At 46.6% G+C, this 15,542-nt stretch carries 15 protein-coding genes and 1 pseudogene; 6 read left to right on the plus strand and 10 right to left on the minus strand.

Annotated features, from left to right (window positions below; translation table 11 throughout):
- The first annotated feature begins 168 nt into the window (after positions 1–168).
- The 4 genes from NI470_RS14140 to NI470_RS14155 all read left to right on the plus strand — a co-directional run bounded on the left by NI470_RS14140 (position 169) and on the right by NI470_RS14155 (position 3,804).
- A complete protein-coding gene (locus NI470_RS14140; protein ID WP_253148753.1) occupies positions 169–1,917 on the plus strand; it encodes a hypothetical protein in 1,749 nt (582 codons plus the stop codon).
- Between the two features lie 140 nt (positions 1,918–2,057).
- A complete protein-coding gene (locus NI470_RS14145; RefSeq protein ID WP_180038963.1) occupies positions 2,058–2,630 on the plus strand; it encodes a nuclear transport factor 2-like protein in 573 nt (190 codons plus the stop codon).
- Positions 2,606–3,106 carry a chalcone isomerase family protein gene (locus tag NI470_RS14150; RefSeq protein ID WP_253148750.1) on the plus strand — a complete coding sequence of 167 codons (501 nt, stop codon included), beginning with the start codon at positions 2,606–2,608 and terminating at the stop codon, positions 3,104–3,106. The genes NI470_RS14145 and NI470_RS14150 overlap by 25 nt, the downstream gene beginning before the upstream one ends.
- 11 nt (positions 3,107–3,117) lie before the next feature.
- Positions 3,118–3,804 (plus strand): response regulator transcription factor, encoded by a 687-nt coding sequence (locus tag NI470_RS14155; RefSeq protein ID WP_253148748.1) that lies wholly within the window; start codon positions 3,118–3,120, stop codon positions 3,802–3,804.
- 5 nt (positions 3,805–3,809) lie between these two features.
- Here the strand turns inward: NI470_RS14155 and NI470_RS14160 are convergent, their stop codons facing one another.
- The 9 genes and pseudogenes from NI470_RS14160 to nudC all read right to left on the minus strand — a co-directional run bounded on the left by NI470_RS14160 (position 3,810) and on the right by nudC (position 12,885).
- The gene (locus tag NI470_RS14160; protein WP_253148746.1) at positions 3,810–5,144 is read right to left on the minus strand and encodes a sensor histidine kinase; all 1,335 of its coding nucleotides are present in this window, start codon (positions 5,142–5,144) and stop codon (positions 3,810–3,812) included.
- A 39-nt stretch (positions 5,145–5,183) separates the two neighbouring features.
- On the minus strand, positions 5,184–6,233 hold the full coding sequence (locus NI470_RS14165; protein WP_180038959.1) for an SAM-dependent methyltransferase: 1,050 nt from the start codon (positions 6,231–6,233) through the stop codon (positions 5,184–5,186).
- Positions 6,234–6,241: 8 nt separating this feature from the next.
- A complete protein-coding gene (locus NI470_RS14170; RefSeq protein ID WP_180038958.1) occupies positions 6,242–7,021 on the minus strand; it encodes a DUF1295 domain-containing protein in 780 nt (259 codons plus the stop codon).
- 25 nt (positions 7,022–7,046) lie between these two features.
- A complete protein-coding gene (locus NI470_RS14175; RefSeq protein WP_253148745.1) occupies positions 7,047–8,243 on the minus strand; it encodes an SAM-dependent methyltransferase in 1,197 nt (398 codons plus the stop codon).
- The gene (locus NI470_RS14180) at positions 8,240–9,034 is read right to left on the minus strand and encodes a DUF1365 domain-containing protein (protein WP_180038956.1); all 795 of its coding nucleotides are present in this window, start codon (positions 9,032–9,034) and stop codon (positions 8,240–8,242) included. The genes NI470_RS14175 and NI470_RS14180 overlap by 4 nt, the downstream gene beginning before the upstream one ends.
- A 9-nt stretch (positions 9,035–9,043) precedes the next feature.
- Positions 9,044–10,327, minus strand: a complete 1,284-nt coding sequence (locus NI470_RS14185; protein ID WP_253148743.1) for an NAD(P)/FAD-dependent oxidoreductase — start codon at positions 10,325–10,327, stop codon at positions 9,044–9,046.
- Positions 10,324–11,310 (minus strand): annotated as a pseudogene (locus tag NI470_RS14190) (acyl-CoA desaturase). The gene NI470_RS14185 and the pseudogene NI470_RS14190 overlap by 4 nt, the downstream one beginning before the upstream one ends.
- Before the next feature lie 132 nt (positions 11,311–11,442).
- Entirely contained in the window at positions 11,443–11,991 is a 549-nt protein-coding gene (locus NI470_RS14195; protein ID WP_253148741.1) for a lipocalin family protein, read from the minus strand.
- A 120-nt stretch (positions 11,992–12,111) separates the two neighbouring features.
- The gene (nudC, locus tag NI470_RS14200) at positions 12,112–12,885 is read right to left on the minus strand and encodes an NAD(+) diphosphatase (protein WP_253148739.1); all 774 of its coding nucleotides are present in this window, start codon (positions 12,883–12,885) and stop codon (positions 12,112–12,114) included.
- Between the two features lie 384 nt (positions 12,886–13,269).
- Here nudC and NI470_RS14205 point away from each other — a divergent pair, with 384 nt between their 5' ends.
- Complete coding sequence (locus tag NI470_RS14205) at positions 13,270–14,793, plus strand: cryptochrome/photolyase family protein (RefSeq protein WP_213687770.1); 1,524 nt, start codon at positions 13,270–13,272, stop codon at positions 14,791–14,793.
- Between the two features lie 3 nt (positions 14,794–14,796).
- A complete protein-coding gene (locus NI470_RS14210; RefSeq protein WP_180038950.1) occupies positions 14,797–14,949 on the plus strand; it encodes a DUF2256 domain-containing protein in 153 nt (50 codons plus the stop codon).
- Here the strand turns inward: NI470_RS14210 and NI470_RS14215 are convergent.
- Entirely contained in the window at positions 14,946–15,197 is a 252-nt protein-coding gene (locus NI470_RS14215) for a TIGR03643 family protein (RefSeq protein WP_373683236.1), read from the minus strand. The genes NI470_RS14210 and NI470_RS14215 overlap by 4 nt on opposite strands.
- Positions 15,198–15,542: the final 345 nt, after the last annotated feature.

Genomic DNA, 15,542 nt, shown 5'->3' on the forward strand with positions numbered 1-15,542 from the left:
ATGTCAATTGGACTGCTAAAGATGCCTGATGATCTTTTATCGAATAAAAAATACCCTGCTATCATTTTTTCATGGAGAAAAGCTAGAAAATCTTTGTTTTTGTGATATAAGTCACATTATTTTACTTCCTTAAAACATTGAATTCACTACAAATGGATTTGGATTCCCATGCAAACATACATTCCTTATCAGCTGCGGGTACAATTAAAACAAATTGACCCTATTCTTGATAAGCATTGGCAACAACAACTACTGTCGATCCTCTCTGCAACACCGCAAGCGCTACATCAAAAAATAGAAGATCAGTACCTAAAACCCAAGAATATCTCGTGGAACTACCTGACCAAAGCCTTTGAGTTTACCGGCCATACCCGCCTGAAAGATCTGCAGCTCAATACGCAAAATCCTGAACTCGTACAACTTGTACAGCGCATCAATAGCACTTTCAGCTTTCTGCAAGGCTATCAAAGTGACTTTCAGGTTGCAGACTACCTGGAAAGCATTGTCCGTGAAATTAATCAAATCGATCTTGACAATCCCGCCGATATTCAGGCACAACAACTGATCAAAAAAGCTTTTCTCTACGATGCTGCATTGATCATTCGAGAATTAGATTTTTCTATTTCTGCCAATCAGCGGCATTTGGATCTTGAACAAGTCCGAACGTTTATCTTTGAAGTTTTCATGAAAAGTGAAATTCTGGGCAGCTGGTTTGCCCATATTTTGCCGAGTGAATATGCCGAACAGGAACTGGCGATTTTTCAGGATTATTTTATTCCGCAGCAACAGGTTCGTGACTTTGAAATTATTGAAACCTTTCAATATTACTTTGTCCTGAACAGTTCTTATAACAGTTTAGTATCTGCCTATTCCATTCGTCGCTTTTTAACTGAAGAAAGCTTTGGTAAAGAAGATCGGTTCTATATCAGTGGTTTGGTGCTTGACCCGGAACAATTGGATCAAGCAGATTATGTTGAAAATTTTAAACAGCTGATGACACGAATTATTGGTATTCAACGTAAAATGAATCCACATATTGTGGAACTGGTTGAATCGCTGCATCAATATAATCAGCAGAATCTCATCCCAAGTTTAAAAGAAATTTTAAATATCCAAAGTTTTGCCATCGATCATCTGGTGAAAGAACATCTGGAAATTTTGGAGAAAGATTTATCCTTAAATATTCTCGAACCTTTTCTCAAAGGCTTGAAAAACAGCGTGCAGCATACTGATGAACTAGAATATTGCTATTTAAATATTTTAAGATTAATCAATGAGTTTCTGCATCAGCTGGAAATTTTATCGCAGCAACCGATGCTGCAGTTTAATCCGCATGCGCGTCTGTTCAAATATCGCTTAATTGCCTATTTAAAATTACTGGAACAACGTCGCACCCAAATCTTTGTGATTTTTCATGATGAGTTTCACTATCAGCAACAGGTGCTGGCCGTTTCAGCACCTACCCAGGAAATTAGAGAGCTTCTGAATGACACGCTTGAACAAACTCGCCAGATCCAGCAGCAAATACGCCAGTTAGAACGTGAAATACAAAATACCGAAAATCGCGGTTTTCTTAAACGGCTGTTTAAAAAACCTGAAAATCATGAATTAAAGATCAATGAACTCAAAAAGAATCTGACTGAGGTTCGCGATCATTGCTATCTCAGAATGATTGCCATGCAAAAGCAGGCCACTCAGGAAAGTGTGTATCTGGAAGCCAAGAATTTAATTCCGGTGATTGACGCTAAAGTGCGCCATTATGCTTTTGCCAATGGTGAAAATGGGGTGACACGTTTACCACTTCTATTACAGTTACCCGAAGACCGGAATAGCTTCAATATGCAAAGCATTCTCGTGGCTTTAAATTATGAATTTCTGCTTTCTGCGAAAAGTTGGGGAATGTCAAAAAAGGCTTAGACAGGACTGAGGATATACACGTTACTCCATCATTAAAGAGCTTCTGTTTACTGCTCATTTAACAGCCTTTCATCCTCTTCACATTCTGTTCACGACTTTCGGCCTAAAGTATCAGCATAGACCTAATACGGATAGCCAATATGAAACATGTCAAAAAAATACTGCTAGCTACCTTGTCCTTACCGCTACTAGTTTTAGCTGGATGTAAAAGTATTCCTAGCTATTCAAGTGATTATGCAAAATCCAGAAACCAAATTCAGGGAACTGCGCTGGATCAGGCTAAAGCCCAAGACATCGGCATACGCTTTACCTCAGCATTTAATACTTTGGGTACACCTGCATTTATTGAACGAGCCGGATCACTCTATGCCGATCAGTTATTTATTAACGATACCTTATCCCAATTTTCATCACGTCAAAATCTACTCCAACATTTTCAAGGGATGAACAAGCGTGTCAGTAACGTGAATGTCAAACTATTAAATACCTCCTATTACCAAGACTCTGCCTACGTGCACTGGCATATGACCTATGACTTTAAAATGTTTGGCACGACTCGAACTATGGATTCTTTTGGGATCAGTGAAATCAAAGTCAACAGAGACAATAAGATTATTTTCCAGCAGGATTTCTGGGATCCGGCCAATGGCCTGTATCGTTCTTTACCTTATGTTGGAGGAGCCTATTCATGGGTACTGCCATTCAAAAAGTAGTATTAAGTACGGGACTACTGATGCTCTGCAGTTTCAGTTCATGGTCACATGCCCAGAATATGAATCAGTGTGGTCGTGGTCCACTTTTGGTGGCTCAGAAACAGGTTGGCGTCGCCCGTTATTATGCTCAGAACTGTACAAAACCCTGGCAAGGCCAGAATATGCAGATTGATTTTTCCTATACACAGAATATTCCGGAATGGGCTTTCAAGCGTGCAGCGACCCATTTTCTGAAGCGTAATGAGCGAGAGTCTAAACACTTAATAGTATTAGATAGAATTACTCAGCTTTATAAGCCGGTAAAACCGGGTGATCTCTATCGCTTAAGCTATCAAGCCGAGACACACACCCTGACCTTGATGCTGAATCAGCAGGTACTAGGCAATCTTCAGCATCCTCTAGCACAACAATATTTTAATATCTGGCTGGGTTCGCAGCCATTTAGTGCTAAATTAAAACAGCAATTATTGAATTAGTCTCTGCCGCTATGTCGAAACATTTTATCCTGATGGTCGAAGACCATTATGAACTGGCCTGTACCTTATGCGAGTTTCTGGAAGAACATGATTTTGTAGTGGATCATGCCCGCAATCTGAACGCTGCACGCCAGCTACTGAAACAGCAGCGCTATCATATTTTGCTTCTAGACATTAATTTACCTGATGGTTCAGGTTATGAACTGTGTGAATGGCTGCGTCATGAGGAAGGGTTGGATTTACCCGTACTGATGTTGACGGCGCGCGATACGCTGGATGACAAACTCAAAGGTTTTAATTCCGGCACGGATGATTATCTGGTTAAGCCCTTTGATTTTAACGAGCTGGTGGTTCGGGTCAAAGCTCTGATTAAACGTTCTTTAGGTGAGGTATCCAGTGGCCGGCTACAGATTCATGATCTGATTTTGGACCCGGCCAGACAGCAACTGACGCGAGCCGGCCAGACCATTGAATTACCCCCTATCCAGTTCAAACTCCTGAAATTGTTAATGCGTCATTCACCTAAGGTCCTAACCAAACAGGAAATCATGATGGAGCTTTGGGGAGATGCAGAACCGGAAAGCGATGCCCTGCGCAGTCATATCTATAATCTGCGTAAAATGGTTGACAAGCCTTTTGAGCAGAAACTGATTCATACCATCTCCGGTGTCGGTTTAAAGATTGCTTTAGAAGCCTAAGCTTTTCAGGCGAAAACCTCGTTTAAATACACCACTACAATCAGTCCGGTGGTCATTGTCAGATCAACATCCTGATGGGTGCTAAGATAATATTGCCGGTCAAACAGTTCCACCCGCCAGCCCAGCTGCTTGCACAGTTTCTGTACCAGTTGCAGACCAATGCCGTGCCCTTTGATTTCTAGTTGTAGTTGCTGGTCGGACAGTTCCTGAACTTTGGAGTTATTCGGTAAGGGAATACCCACTCCATTGTCAGCAATCAGCACTTTATTTTTTTGCAGAATGACATCAATTTCCGTGCCTTGCGAATAATTCAGTGCATTGCGCAGGATATTGCCAAACACCATTTTGGTCATTGATGGGTACATTTTACGCGGCTGTTCATCCAGGTCTTTTTGTAGGTCGATCTGCATGCCTTTGTTGTGGCTGACACTGTCCAGATCCTGTACCAGATTCTCCAGACATTCTGACAGCATAGTGGGCTCGGCTATCAGGGTGTTGGTGGTATTTCGGGCGATGGCCAGTAAGGTATCGACCAGCAGCTGCATGTCTTCAATAGTGTTGTGAAGGCGGGTAAAGGATTTGTTGTTACCATAGCGTGCCTGACACAGTTGCACATTGCCTTTTAAAATCGTCAATGGGGTGCGCAGTTCATGACTGACATCACCGGTAAACTCACGTTCACGCTGAATAAATGCACTCAAGACCTGATGGTATTTTTCTAATGCCTGCTTCAGGTATTCAGCTTCCAGATTGGAATCAGTGCGAATGTCCTGAAAAGGTGAAGCCTGATTTTTCTGATGTTCCCAGTCGATATGTTCCAGCGCATTGGCCAACCGGGTAATCGGAGAAAAATAACGTCTGGCGCGACGGTTCCACCACCACAATACGCTGTACAGCACGAACAAACTGACCATCAGTGGTGCCAGACCAAACAGCCAGACCAGTTTGTTGACGTTACTTTCGCCAAAGACCAGCAGCACATGCTGCCGATTTTTTTCACCGTAGACGGTCATGCGCTCTTTACCATCGACAAAATGCCGATTGACGCCCTGCTCGAACTGCATGTGCTGAAACTGCACAGGAGGGGTATCATACCAGCGATAACCATACAGGTTTTTGGTGTCAGGAAGTTCGGCGGCCGGATTGCGTTCCAGCCGCTGCCAGTAGTGTGACATTTCCTGTTCCAAGGCGGTGCGCAGCAAAAAGCCTTTAATCACCCAGGCACTACAGGCAATGCCAATCACCACCGACAAGGCAATGAATCCGATTTGCAGCCAGTAGTAGCGGTTAAACACCTCACCCAGAGGATGATCGCGTTTGTCCCTAAACAGCTTTAACATTGATCAATTCCCCGTTGGCGCATCCGATTCAGCGTTTAATTATACGGCTTTCTTTTTAAACAGAAAGTGGCCGATCACCCACTCGTGTCCATGGTCATAACCGAATAATTCGGCACAGGCCATAAAGAAAATCCGCCAACGTTGCCACCAGATGGTAGCATCTGCGCCATAGGTCTGTTCAAACAGGGGCTGCAGCTCGGCCTGCTTTTGGTCCATATTCTCCAGCCAGGCATTTGCGGTGCGTTCATATTGGGTGCCGGCCCATTGCCAGTGCTGTTCCAGCTGCAAATGCTGCTGGAAATGCAGGAAAGTTGAAGCTGCCGGCATCAGACCGCCACTAAAGAAATATTTCGACATCCAGTCAAATTCATTTTTAACTTCAAATGGATAATGCAGGAAACGGTGACAGAAAATATGGCACCAGAGCAAGCCATCGTCTTTCAGCCAGCTGCTGATATTTTCAAACAGTTTCTGGTAGTTGCGCACATGCTCAAACATTTCCACCGAAACCACACGGTCAAAAGCAGCCGGTTCCAGTTGCAGTACATTGACATCACAGGTGACCACTGTCAGGTTCTGCAGTTTTTTTAGACGGGCCTGTTCCTGAATATACTGGCGCTGGGTTGAGGAGTTCGACACTACGGTAATCCGGGCGTTAGGATAATGCTCGGCCATATACAGACTGAGTGAGCCCCAGCCACAGCCAATTTCCAGAATATCCTGCCCGTCCTGTAGTTGCGCACGCTGGCAATAGCTGGCCAGTGCGGCTTCTTCCGCCTGATCCAGTGTGGTATGGTCATGTTCAAACAGGCTGGCGCTGTATTTCAGCCGCTTGCCTAGCACCGCCTGAAAAAATGCGGTGGGCAGTTCATAGTGCTGTTCATTGGCTTTGTCGGTCTCGATGGCAATTGCGCTGTTTTTCAGCATATGCAGCACATCCATATAACGCTGTGCCGCCAGTGCCGGGTCAAAGCGCCCTTCCTGTGCCAGACGTTTTTTGCTTAAAGTGCGAATGCCTGCGCGAATCACGGCATCGGGCAATTTACCCTTTTCAACCAGTTTTAAAGATTGTTGAATCATAAAGTCCATGTATTTACCTACTCTTTGGGTGGCCACGGAATAAACATTGAAGTTCGTCGTTGATAAGCTTTGTAATTTTCGCCGCGATGGGCCAGTGCCTGTTGTTCACTAAACGGAATGCCGGTAATGTAGTACAGAAACAACCACATCAGCAGCGGATAGAGCCACAGTTCATAGACTCCTGCCGCTAGACCGAGAACCGGATAGGCAAACCAGTGTAACCATTCAAAAAAATAGTTCGGATGACGTGAGTATTTCCATAAGCCCCGATCCAGGGTTTTGCCCTTATTCTGGGGATCCAGCTTGAAGCGGTAGAGCTGCTGGTCGGAAGTACTCTCCCCGATCAGCGCCAGCAGCATGATCATGCCTGCCACCAGTACGGTATAGGGGGTCCAGTCATTCCACTGCTGGACCGGAATATTAAGCAACTCCAGCATCGGATAGGAAAACAGTGCCACCAGCCCGGCCTGAAACATAAAAAAGGCCAGAAAACCGAGATGCTGATAATCTCCCATGGCCCTGCGCATATTGGCATAGCGGGTATCTTCTGCAGTTTCACTGGCATAACGGCGCAGCAGATGCCAGGTCAGGCGTAAGAACCAGATTCCGCTGAACACGCCCAGAAATACCCGGATCAGCAGCGGTGCAGTTTCCATGACCCAAGCAGGGATGATGACATTGAGTGCAATACAGAAACTCCAGGCCACATCCACCAGTCCGGCACGCTGGTTATAGGTCACTAGCAGCCAGCTACAGAACATGATAAAGACATTCAGCACCAGTAAATTCAGCAGCATAACAGCCCTCCTGTTTTATCTTGGCTTAGTAAGCACTGGCTTCGAATAACAGATGCACATCACTGATTACGCCTTCGCGGAAACCACCTTCGCAATAGCACAGATAAAAATCCCACATACGGATAAAGGACTCATCAAAACCAAGCCCCATTACCTGATCACGTTGCTCCAGAAAACGTTGGCGCCAGCAGTGCAAGGTTTGGGCATAACTCTGGCCGATATCTTCCAGATGCTTGAGACGCAGTTTTTGCTCGGAAGCTGCTTGGGTCATGACACTGATGCAAGGAATAAAACTGCCCGGGAAAATGTAACGCTTGATATAGTCCACGGTATTCAGGGCTTTGGCATAGCGGGCATCTTCAATGGTGATGGCCTGAATCAGTGCCAGACCATTCGATTTCAGCAATTCACGGCATTTGTTGAAATATATCGGTAAATACTGCTCACCTACAGCCTCGATCATTTCAATCGACACCAGCTTGTCATATTTGCCTTCCAACAGACGGTAGTCTTTCAGCTGGACATCCACGCGATGGGATAGTCCGGCTGCCTCTATTCGCGCGACCGCTTCATCATATTGTGCTTGGGAGATGGTAATGGTGGTTACCTTACAGCCATAATGCAGTGCTGCGTAAATGGCAAAACCACCCCATCCGCTGCCAATCTCAACTAAATGATCCATCGGTTTCAGCTGCAGTTTCTGGCAAATCAGTTCTTTTTTATAATCGGAGGCCTGTTCCAGACTCATGCCCGGTTCTTTAAATACCGCACTGGAATACATCATGCTGCTATCTAGGAACAGCTTGAAAAAGTCATTGCTCAGGTCATAATGCTCGGCAATATTTTTACGGCTGCCATCAATTGAGTTTTTGCGGGATTTGTACCAGGTCTTTAACAGGAACTGACTGGCCTTGGCCAGCGCATTCTGGTTCATCCGGTCCAGCACATCACGGTTACGCGCCAGAATGCGAATCACATTGACCAGATCTTCACTGCTCCAGTAGTCGCGAATAAAACCTTCAGCAGCACCGAGTACGCCATTACGGAACAGCAGATCCATCAGCCTAGCATCATGCACCTGAATCACGGCATACAAATCACTGCTCTCTCCCACAATCCCGTTCCAGGCGCCTTTAAAAATCAGCTGACCATGACGTAATTTCAGCAGATGGCGCAGTACCACCGGCATTGTGCTTTCTTCTCCCATAAACAGTGTTTTCATCGCAATGTGTTTCCTTTTTCTTTTTTAGGATGTCGGTAAAATGGAATTTTCTTCTTCCACAAGCGAAAGGCATGCAGATAAATTCCACCGACCATCCTGAAGGGCTCAAGAACTTTCAGCACAGCATAGCGATGCTGTTGTGAAGGAACTGTGATGGCTTGCAACGAAAATTGCATGGTGGCATCAAATTGCAAGATTCCTTGCTGAAACAGCTGCATATGAATCACATTGTTTTGATCGGAAAAGCTGAAGCGCCAGCGGTAATCCAGCGCCATCGGCATGAATGGCGACACATGAAAGGCCTTCTTGAAGTCAAACTGGTGACTCTGGTACGGTGCATATTCAGTTGCATTGTGCCGACAGTCGTGAATATAGACCTGACGTTCATTCCACGGTGTATTGGTAATTTCACTGAGGACAAAGATCAGCTGGTCGGTGGCATCAAAGACCAGATAAAACACCACAGAATTAAAGCGAAAGCCGAGTGTACGCGGCAGAGCCAAGACCCGGATGGATGCGGCATGCGCTAACAGGTAGTTTTCCCGCTTGATCAGCAGACGTGCGACCTTCTGCCGAATCGAACCACATTCCATGGTCAGAAAATCACGTTCGTCCAGAGTGAGGAAATTCCAGCGATTGCAAGACCAGAGCCAGGATTTTTGGGTAAAGCTTGAGAGCTGATCCGGATCAAAGTATAGATAGGTCAGCCGGGTCTTAAAAGCATGCGCTTTAGGCAAGAAACGGCGATGCCGGATTTCCGCAGAGGCAATCGCCAGTGGAAACATTTGCATCATATCCTCCTAGGCGGCCTGCTCGGTCTGTTTTAAGAGCTGATCGACCACCCACGCAGCGCTACGGGCACCATCTTCATGAAAGCCCCAGCCCCAGTAAGCGCCACAGTATGAGGTGCGGTTCTGGCTATTGATCTCGGCCCAGCGTTCTTGTGCTTCAATCGCGGAGGCATCAAACACCGGATGACGGTAATGCCGTTCGACCCAGACCTTTTTAGGATCCAAGGCAAAGTTAGGATTCAGGGTGGCAAGAACCTGAGTCTTGCATTGCAGGTTTTGCAACTGGTTCATCCAGTAACTGAAACCATAGTGCATACCGCTGTGCTGGAATGGCGTCTGTTCAGCTGCCTGACTTGGGGTGACATGCACATGCCAGCTGGCCCATTGACGACGGGATTTGGGCATGAGGCGGGTATCAGAATGCACCACCATGCGGTTAGCCTGATAGCGGAACTTGCCCAGCACGTCCAGCTCCTGCACTGTCGGGTCTTTAAGTAATTTCAGGCTGTCGTCAGCATGACTAGCAAAGATCACCCAGTCAAAACGCTCACTGCCCTGTGCTGTTTCAACCAGTACATCATTGGCACTACGGGATACCTGATGCACAGCAGTTTTGCGGAAAGTAATATTGGCCTGGGACTGAATCGCACGAACGTAGCGAGCCGATCCACCCTTGACTGTAAGCCATAAGGGCCGGTCTTTCAGTTGCAACATGCGATGGTGCTGGAAAAAGCTGACCACAAATTTATAGGGAATCTGTCCGGCTTGTTCCACCGGACAGGACCACAGCGCCCCACACATCGGATAGAGATGTTCCTGGCGGAAAGCTTCGGAATAGCCATGTTGATTTAAATACTCATCAATACTGAGCTGTGCATCGACCTGCTCCACATCCAGATCTTTATTCGCCGCATAGAAACGGAAAAGATCCGACAACATCGCGCGAAAATCTGCGTTAAAAAAGTTTTGCGGTCGGAACAACAGCGAGAATTTTTTTGACGGATTGTACTGCAAGCCGCTGACCTGATTATTCACCGAAAAGCCCATGTCACTGCTTTGTGATTGAATCCCAAGTTCTTTCAGCATTGCACAGAACAGCGGATAGTTATGCTCATTGAACACAATAAAGCCGCTATCCACCGCGACCTGTTCACCGTCTATATTCAGCTGATGGGTATCGGTATGACCGCCGAAGTAATTATTCTTTTCGAAGACTGTGACTTCATGCACTTTGCTGAGTTTCCAGGCAGCATACAGACCGGAAATACCTGAACCAATAATTGCAATTTTCATGGTGATTCCTTCGATTGAATTTTTTGAGTGCCTGCCGTAGCGGCTTTTTTCTGTTTTCGAGCCTGAGCTATTTTACTGACTTCATAGACCCGTGCCGGAATGGGCTTGATTCCCCAGACCATTCCGAATCAGGACATGAGTTTTAGTAGGTAATAAGTCACATCAATCTGCCACCAGTAAAAGCCCTGCCGGGTACTTCCAGCATAATAATGGTGGTTGTTATGCCAGCCTTCGCCCAAAGTAATGATGGACAGGAATAAGTTGTTGCGGCTGTGATCATCCGTGTCAAAATCCCGGCTGCCATAATGATGCGCCAGTGAATTGATACACAAGGTGGCATGGATCAGTAACACGGTAGACACGACAAAGCCCCAGACCAGCAATTGCAGGCCGGACGTACCGAGTTGCGGCCAGGTGATGGCCAGCCAGTACCCGAGTGCATAAATTCCACCCGCGGTCAGCAGTACCACAATTAAACTGAAACGATCTAGCCAGATAAGTTCCGGATATTTCAGCCAGTCCTTGATCACTTCTTTACGCGTAGCAAAATTATATTCATTCAGAAACCAGCCAACATGGCTGTACCAAAAACCATGCGTGGAGGAATGCGGATCTTGCAAGGTATCGGTATAGCGGTGGTGATAACGGTGATGCGCCGCCCACCATAGCGGACCACGCTGTGCACTCATGGTGCCAATCAGCACAAACAGGAACTGTACCGGGCGGGAGGTCTGAAAAGTTTTATGCGACAGATAGCGATGAAAAAAAGCCGTGATGGAAAACATGCGGATCAAGTAGAACGCGAGCATAAAACCAAGCGCAAACCAGGATACCCCGACCCAGAACACAGCGAAACAGGCCAGATGCAGCAGAATAAAGGGCAAAATACGGATCCACCGAATCTTGCTATTTTCAGCAGTCAGTGTTTCGGTTGGTGTCGATATAGACCAGCTATCTATCCATTGCATCAGACTTTTCAACATGGACTCATCCTATTTCAAGCAACTGTCTTTATTTCATTTGATGAGTGTAATCAGTCAGATATGAATTTTATGTGAAGTGAAAAAAAAGCCGAACTGTAGAGAGATTTGGCAGTTCGGCAAAAGGGTAGCAGATTAATGGGGAAATTTGATTAACTTTGTGATGTCGTAACCATAGTGTTTCGCAGTCTCCAGATAGGACTGATAGGTTGCTTCGTCCAGTTGCGGTTCACGCGATAAAATCCACAGGTATTTATTACTCGGTCCACCGACCAGTGCGACTTTATATTCCGGATCCACTCTTAATATCCAGTAATGACCTTTGGTGAAGGGGATCCACCTTAAACCTGGCGGCAAAAAGCTGACCTTGAGTTTGCTATTGCCCTGATTTTGCGGATAGGCGACCCCTTCAGAGCTGATCATTTCACCATTTTCAATCCGGCAGCTATTTAGGACACGTATGGTCCGATCGGCCTTGACAGTGTATTGTGCCGAAATATCCGACACACATTTACGCTGAAAATACATCGGTAAATGCGCAATTTCATACCACTTGCCTGCATACTGTTGGATATCCACCTGATCGACTGCCTGAGGCGCAACTGTTTCCGCTCGAGTCAGCATGCTTAAGCTCATGAGGGTCAGTGCCGTAACCGCAAAAACTGACTTGAATAGAATATTCATTTTTAAGCCTTAAATGATTTCAGGACTAAGATAACCCAGGTGGATGTGAACAAAGCGTGAAGACAAAATGATGTGATTTAGCAGGCCTGCTGCCGAAAAAGCTCTAGGCTGTTTTCCGGGTTAAAGCCATTCTTTGCTGTCATCTGCCACAGGGGTACCATGCATCACATGCTCAATCATGGCATAAGCGATACTGCCCTTGAAGGGAATCTCAGGTAACTGATCAAACTTGAAAAATTGCGCGTCGCTCAGTTCATCTTCCTGAATCTGAATCTCACCCGAGTGATACTCTGCCCTGAAGGCCATCATCAGGTTGCTGGGAAACGGCCACGGCTGGCTGGCCAGATATTGAATATTCTTGATCTGCAGCCCGACTTCTTCCTGCGTCTCACGGCGTACTGCCTCCTCCAAGGTTTCGCCGACTTCAACAAATCCAGCAATCAGGCTGTACATCTGGGTTTTATTGCGGGCATTTTTCGCCAGCAGAATTTCATCTGTACCCCGGGTGATGATGGTAATCACGCAAGGATTCACCCGCGGATACTGGTTATAGCCACAGGATGGACAGACCATGGCATACTGGCTGGCGTGCTGCTGGGTAGCATGGCCGCATTTACTGCAAAAGCGGTGATTACGGCGCCATTCCAGTAACTGTACCGCACGGCTGGCCTGTTCAAACTGCGGCCTGCTCCAGACCTGTACCAGTTGCCGGATCGGGACCAGTTGATAACCTTCGGGCACTATTTCATCTTCTTTTAGATCGCGTGCAATGACCTGGCCATTTTCCGACAGGTTCAGGTCGTGCTGCAGTCTTTCCACCTGCGGCAACTGGAAATGATCATCCACCAGCAATTGCTGCTGTCTAAAAATATACGCTTTTGAATGCATGCTCATGACAATCCCCGGATTAAAAAAAATCCCATACAGAGGGGTGTATGGGACAAAACTAAGGAAGCTTACATGGAGTAACTTCATGGAACATACTAGGCGCACGCTGCCTGAATTACAACCATAATAATTTGTATCTTTTTGATTAAAATCACATAATTTTCACACTAATTATGCCTTCAGGAATAATGCGAAGCGAGTTTCATCAACTGGCTGTAGCATTATAGAGATGAACAGTCTGTTATTGTAGCAATTATGATTTCTGTGCAATGTCAGCAGATCATCTGGTCGAGCTGAATTGACTGAACATGCGGGCTGATCTTTATTTTCACAAAAAATTGAACTGGCTGGCTTTACACTAGGCTATCTTTCATCGGGTCTGGAATGGCTATGCGTTTCGGTTTAATTCTGGGTGACCAGCTACATCATCAGCTTGCTACGTTTAAATCGCTGGACCGTACCCGGGACGTGATCCTGATGGCCGAAGTTGTTGAGGAAGCCACTTATGTCGCTTATCATCAGCAGAAAATTGCCCTGATTTTTAGCGCGATGCGGCATTTTGCCAAAGCGCTTAAAGCTCAGGGCTGGCGTGTACGTTACCACACCTTTCAATCCGGCAGTCCGATTCGCAGCCTGCTGGATTTCGTACAGGCACAGCGACAGCTGTTCCCCGTCACAGAACTGGTGATGACTCACTGCGGGGAATACCGCCTGCAGCAGCAGATTGAACAGCACTGGAGCCAGCAGCTGCAAGTGCCAGTCCAGTGTCTGGATGACGAGCGTTTTTTCTGTAGCCCGGAGCAGTTCCGGCACTGGGCCAGCCGCTATCAGACGTTGCGCATGGAATATTTTTACCGGGAAATGCGCAGGCAGACCGGCTATTTGATGCAGGGACAGCAGCCCGTAGGACAGCAATGGAACTATGACAGTGCCAACCGTAAGGCCTGGTCAGGTAATCCCCCTTTGCCTGAACCCCTCTGCTTTGAGCACGATCAGATTGATCTGGATGTACTGCAACTGGTTAAACGTGAATTTTCCCGGCATCCCGGAAACCTTGCAAGTTTCCGCTGGGCCACCACGCGCAATGATGCGCTGCGCGCGCTGCAGCATTTTATTGACCACAGTTTGCCGCACTTTGGCGATTATCAGGATGCCATGGTTCAGGGTGCAGACACGCTGTTTCACAGCCTGCTCTCGCCTTATCTGAACTGCGGCCTATTGCTGCCCCGAGAAGTCTGTGATGCCGCAGAAGCGGCTTACCATGCTGGTCATGCGCCACTGAATGCCGTGGAAGGGTTTATTCGGCAGATTCTGGGCTGGCGCGAATATGTCCGCGGGATTTACTGGCTGAACATGCCCGAATACGCCAGCCGCAACGTGCTGCAGCACTCAGCACCGCTGCCGCAATTTTACTGGACCGGCCGTACACGGATGAACTGTATGACGCAGTGTTTCCGCAATACCTTTCAGCATGCCTATGCACATCATATCCAGCGTCTGATGGTGACTGGCAATTTTGCCTTATTGAGCGGTGTTGATCCCCATCAGATCAGTGAATGGTACTTGGCGGTGTATGCCGATGCCTATGCATGGGTAGAATTGCCGAATACGTTGGGCATGGTGATGCATGCCGATGGCGGCTTGATGGCTAGCAAGCCTTATGCCGCTTCGGGCAATTACATCCATAAGATGTCGGATTACTGCAAGCACTGTAGCTACAGTGTCAAAACCCGCACCGAGCCGGACAGCTGTCCATTCAATAGCCTGTACTGGTATTTCATGATCCGGTATGAAGCGACATTCCGTAATCATCCACGTATGGGCATGATCTATCGCCAGCTAGATAAACTTCAAGATCGGCCGCAGATCATCAGCCATGCCCAACAGCTTCTTAGCCAGATCGATGAGTTATAAACCATGAAAAAACAGCATCTCCCTGAAAAAACCTGTATTCACTGCTTGCGCCCTTTTACTTGGCGCAAGAAATGGCAACGCTGCTGGGAGGAAGTCAGATACTGTTCTGAACGATGTAAACGTGAGTCTAGACGGCGGTCAAAATCAAACGCTTAGAAACGCTTGTATTGCCGTGAACAATAGGCCCGTATCACATCGGGTGAACGCAGTTGCAGATGTTTAGTTTTTCGGCCGGTGACTCGTTCACGCCACATTTTAAAACTCGATGCTTTCATATTTTTCCGCATCAAGCGAATCACTGCAGTTTCATTTAAGCCAAACTCACGCTGGATGGCTTCAAATGGGGTGCGATCTTCCCAGGCCATTTCAATGATCCTTGACAGATCTGCTCCCGCATATTCAATTACTTTACGCACCACATACCTCTGCTTACTTTCATTTTTAAAATAAAAATTGAGCGATAAAATTTAACGCTATCTCTCTGTATCTGGGTCAGATCAAGTTGACCAGACTCATCTTAATAAAACGAAGATGAAGATTTTGTGATTTTTTACGTGGATTGTATGTTGTTGCTGTCCTATCGGGCCTTCGAGCTCAGCCTGTGGTCCAAATACCTGCTACCAAAGCCTATTGATGTGGTTCTAGGATTTTAGACCACGCCTATAAGTGATAATCTACTCCCCAATAAGCATGGGAAATGCTTGTTTTTGGAGTCAACCATGACACGAAGAAAACGTCGTAATCATTCA

Origin of the sequence: Acinetobacter lwoffii, from assembly GCF_024129115.1 — a bacterium.
GTDB classification, from domain to species: Bacteria; Pseudomonadota; Gammaproteobacteria; order Pseudomonadales; family Moraxellaceae; genus Acinetobacter; species Acinetobacter lwoffii_T.

Coding starts and splice junctions, on each gene's coding strand:
- NI470_RS14140 (WP_253148753.1), top strand. CDS start 169: ATGCAAACATACATTCCTTATCAGCTGCGGGTACAATTAAAACAAATT.
- NI470_RS14145 (WP_180038963.1), top strand. CDS start 2,058: ATGAAACATGTCAAAAAAATACTGCTAGCTACCTTGTCCTTACCGCTA.
- NI470_RS14150 (WP_253148750.1), top strand. CDS start 2,606: ATGGGTACTGCCATTCAAAAAGTAGTATTAAGTACGGGACTACTGATG.
- NI470_RS14155 (WP_253148748.1), top strand. CDS start 3,118: ATGTCGAAACATTTTATCCTGATGGTCGAAGACCATTATGAACTGGCC.
- NI470_RS14160 (WP_253148746.1), bottom strand. CDS start 5,144: ATGTTAAAGCTGTTTAGGGACAAACGCGATCATCCTCTGGGTGAGGTG.
- NI470_RS14165 (WP_180038959.1), bottom strand. CDS start 6,233: ATGGACTTTATGATTCAACAATCTTTAAAACTGGTTGAAAAGGGTAAA.
- NI470_RS14170 (WP_180038958.1), bottom strand. CDS start 7,021: ATGCTGCTGAATTTACTGGTGCTGAATGTCTTTATCATGTTCTGTAGC.
- NI470_RS14175 (WP_253148745.1), bottom strand. CDS start 8,243: ATGAAAACACTGTTTATGGGAGAAGAAAGCACAATGCCGGTGGTACTG.
- NI470_RS14180 (WP_180038956.1), bottom strand. CDS start 9,034: ATGCAAATGTTTCCACTGGCGATTGCCTCTGCGGAAATCCGGCATCGC.
- NI470_RS14185 (WP_253148743.1), bottom strand. CDS start 10,327: ATGAAAATTGCAATTATTGGTTCAGGTATTTCCGGTCTGTATGCTGCC.
- NI470_RS14195 (WP_253148741.1), bottom strand. CDS start 11,991: ATGAATATTCTATTCAAGTCAGTTTTTGCGGTTACGGCACTGACCCTC.
- nudC (WP_253148739.1), bottom strand. CDS start 12,885: ATGAGCATGCATTCAAAAGCGTATATTTTTAGACAGCAGCAATTGCTG.
- NI470_RS14205 (WP_213687770.1), top strand. CDS start 13,270: ATGCGTTTCGGTTTAATTCTGGGTGACCAGCTACATCATCAGCTTGCT.
- NI470_RS14210 (WP_180038950.1), top strand. CDS start 14,797: ATGAAAAAACAGCATCTCCCTGAAAAAACCTGTATTCACTGCTTGCGC.